Raw genomic sequence first — 3,011 nt, 5'->3', positions numbered from 1 at the left:
GTTCCGCGAACAGGTGTCAGAAAATTTCCGCGTCATAACCCACCAAGAATTTCGGTTTTTGGAAGGTTAGGGGTATATGGATGTTTTTTTGCCTGATGATCGAGAAGGCTACGATTGTCAGACAGGTGAGCAAGATCGCAAAACGCGCGCCGTTATAGACGGCTCAGGTGACCTGCCCCTTAGCCGAAGGCGCAAATGCCACTTCTCCAACCGGCCATTTGCGCTTGCCACAACAGTCTTGGCAGGTCAGAATTCACCCGCGGGGATTGCCGACCGAACAACTGCAATGAGCCGACATTCCCCAAGATGCCGTAGCTCGACTCGCTGCCGGACACATGTTGTCTGAGCGCTACAAAGATGGGCACTCGGGAACTGCATTTGGACCAGGCATGATGGCAGCCACCGCGCTGACTACGGACGAGCATCATCCCGGTAGGGGCAGCCCTCGGAGCAGTCACAAAGTGCAGCCCACAAAACGAACAAGCGGCGGGCTGGCCAGCGACCCGGTGCGTCCAGCCCTCCGATATATGAGGTCTCCGCGCCGAACGCACGGTAAGCGCGATCTGGGGCCCACCTTTTTCTGATCGAGGATTTCTGGGAGTCCGTCCCTGTCTTGGAACAGGGGTGGAGTTTCTCCGTGGAGGATACGTTGGAGTTTTTCCGGTCGGGTGGAGCGGATAGCTCCACTGCGTGTCGGCGGCGGTGGCCTGACGCGCTCAAGGGTCAAATTGTGGCGGAGACGCTTGAGCCTGGGGCCACGGTTTGCGGGGTAGCCGCAAGACATGGGTTGCGCGCAAGCCGGCTCTCGGAATGGCGGCGTCTTGCCAAGGACGGCAAGCTGGTCCTGCCTGCCGCGGGAGGGTCCGCCGGGTTTGCGCCGCTGGTGCTGTGCGATGAGGGACCTGGGGCTCCATCCTCGGAAGCCAGGCCGTCCACGGATGTGCCTTCGATCGAGATAGCGGTTGGCGACGTCATGATCCGCCTTGACGCGGGCACCTCGGCGGCGCGGATCGCCGAGATCGTGCGGGCGGTGGGATGACCGATATGATGCTGCCCTCGCACAAGGTCCGTATCCTGGTCGCGACGCAGCCGGTCGATTTCAGGAAAGGCCATGACGGGCTGGCCGCGCTGGTGCAGTCGGCGCTGAAGGAGGATCCCTTCACCGGCACGGTGTTCGTGTTCCGCGCCAAGCGGGCGGATCGGTTGAAGATCCTGTTCTGGGACGGGAGCGGTCTTGTGATGGCCTACAAGCGGCTGGAGGAAACGACCTTCACCTGGCCTGCGATCAAGGACGGCCTCATTACGCTGAACCGGGCGCAGTTCGAGGCGCTGTTCGCTGGCTTGGACTGGCGCCGGGTGAAGGCGCTGGAAGCGCGCCGGCCGGCTGCGGCAGAATGAATCAGGCGTCGGAATTACCAAGCATTGCCAGCCGGTTCGGGGTATATTGCGGTCATGTCGGTCCTGCCTGATATCGACCTGTCGGCCATCCCCGAGTGCCAGCGCGATGCTATCGCCGCGCTGCTGCGCGAGAACAGCGACCTCAAGGGCGAGAAGACCAGCCTTCAGCAGATCGTCAAGCGTCTCGAGCACCTGGTGGCCGAGCTGAACCATGTGGTGCATGGCAAGAAGTCCGAGAAGCTCAGCGAGGACGACCGACAGCTGGCCTTCGAGGACCTCGAGACGGCAGTCGCCGAAGTCGAGGAGCAGCAGGACAGCCAGACCTCCTCCGATGACGCGCCGCGCCGCAAGTCACCCTCGGCCAAGCGCAACCGCGGTAATCTTCCCGAGAGCCTGCCCCGGATCGAGCGGGTCGTCGAGCCCGACAGCCTCGTCTGCCCGTGCGGCTGCGGGCAGATGCACAAGATCGGCGAGGACCGCTCCGAGCGGCTGGACATCGTGCCGGCGCAGTTGCGCGTGCTGGTCACGGTTCGCCCCAAATACGCCTGCCGCGCCTGCACCGATGGCGTGACGCAGGCGCCGGCCCCCGCCGCCCTGATCGAGGGCGGCCTGCCGACCGAGGGCGCCGTCGCCCACGTGCTGGTCAGCAAATACGCGGATCACCTGCCGCTATACCGACAGAGCCAGATGCTCGCCCGGTCGGGCGTCACCATCGACCGCGGCACCCTGGCCGACTGGGTCGGTGTCGCCGCGTTCCATCTGAGGCCCGTCGTCGACCGGCTGGCCGAGCACCTGAAAGCGTCCACCAAGCTGTTCATGGACGAGACCACGGCGCCGGTGCTCGATCCAGGGCGGGGACGGACCAAGACCGGCTATCTCTGGGCACTGGCCCGCGACGACCGCAGGTGGGGCGGCGCTGACCCGCCCGGCGTGGTGTTCTTTTACGCCCCTGGTCGGGGCGGGCAGAACGCCGAAACCTTCCTGACTGGCTTCGACGGGATCCTCCAGCTCGACGGATATACGGGCTACAACCGCCTGACACGCCCCTCCCGCAAGGGCGGCGAGCCCGTCCGCGTGGCCCATTGTTGGGCGCATGCCCGCCGCAAGCTGAGGGAGGTCTTCGACCGTGACGGCTCCAAGATCGCCGCCGAGGGTCTGCGCCGCATCGCCGAGATCTACAAGATCGAGGCCGACATCCGAGGCGTCGATCCCGGGCAACGCCTCTCGGCCCGACAGGCACGAACGGCCCCGCTGGTCGCGGCGTTCGGCGACTGGCTGCAGGAACAGCGGCTTCGGGTCTCGGCCAAGTCCCGCCTCGGCGAGAAGCTGGCCTATATCCATCGCCACTGGGACGGACTGCAGACCTTCCTCCATGACGGCCGCGTCGAGATCGATTCAAACGGCGTCGAAAATCTGATCCGCCCGATCGCACTGAACAGGAAAAATGCGTTGTTCGCCGGTCACGACGAGGGCGGCAAGGCCTGGGGCCGCATCGCGTCCCTGATCGAAACCGCAAAGATCAACGGCGTCGAACCGTTCGCCTATCTCAAGGCCACGCTCGAGGCCATCGCCGCCGGCCATCCGAAAAACCGGATCGACGAACTCCTCCCTTG

At 64.6% G+C, this 3,011-nt stretch carries 3 protein-coding genes; all 3 read left to right on the top strand.

Features of this window, described 5'->3' with window-relative positions; genetic code table 11:
- The first annotated feature begins 637 nt into the window (after positions 1-637).
- Entirely contained in the window at positions 638-1,039 is a 402-nt protein-coding gene (tnpA, locus tag ACROSR_RS20385) for an IS66-like element accessory protein TnpA (protein ID WP_432687706.1), read from the top strand.
- A 5-nt stretch (positions 1,040-1,044) separates the two neighbouring features.
- Entirely contained in the window at positions 1,045-1,398 is a 354-nt protein-coding gene (gene tnpB, locus ACROSR_RS20380) for an IS66 family insertion sequence element accessory protein TnpB (protein ID WP_432687705.1), read from the top strand.
- 54 nt (positions 1,399-1,452) lie between these two features.
- On the top strand, positions 1,453-3,011 hold a 1,559-nt coding region (gene tnpC / locus ACROSR_RS20375), incomplete at its 3' end, for an IS66 family transposase (protein ID WP_432687704.1).

The organism is Roseovarius tibetensis, assembly GCF_050896375.1.
Lineage (GTDB): Bacteria > Pseudomonadota > Alphaproteobacteria > Rhodobacterales > Rhodobacteraceae > Roseovarius > Roseovarius tibetensis.
This window is presented reverse-complemented; position numbering and strand designations above follow the sequence as displayed.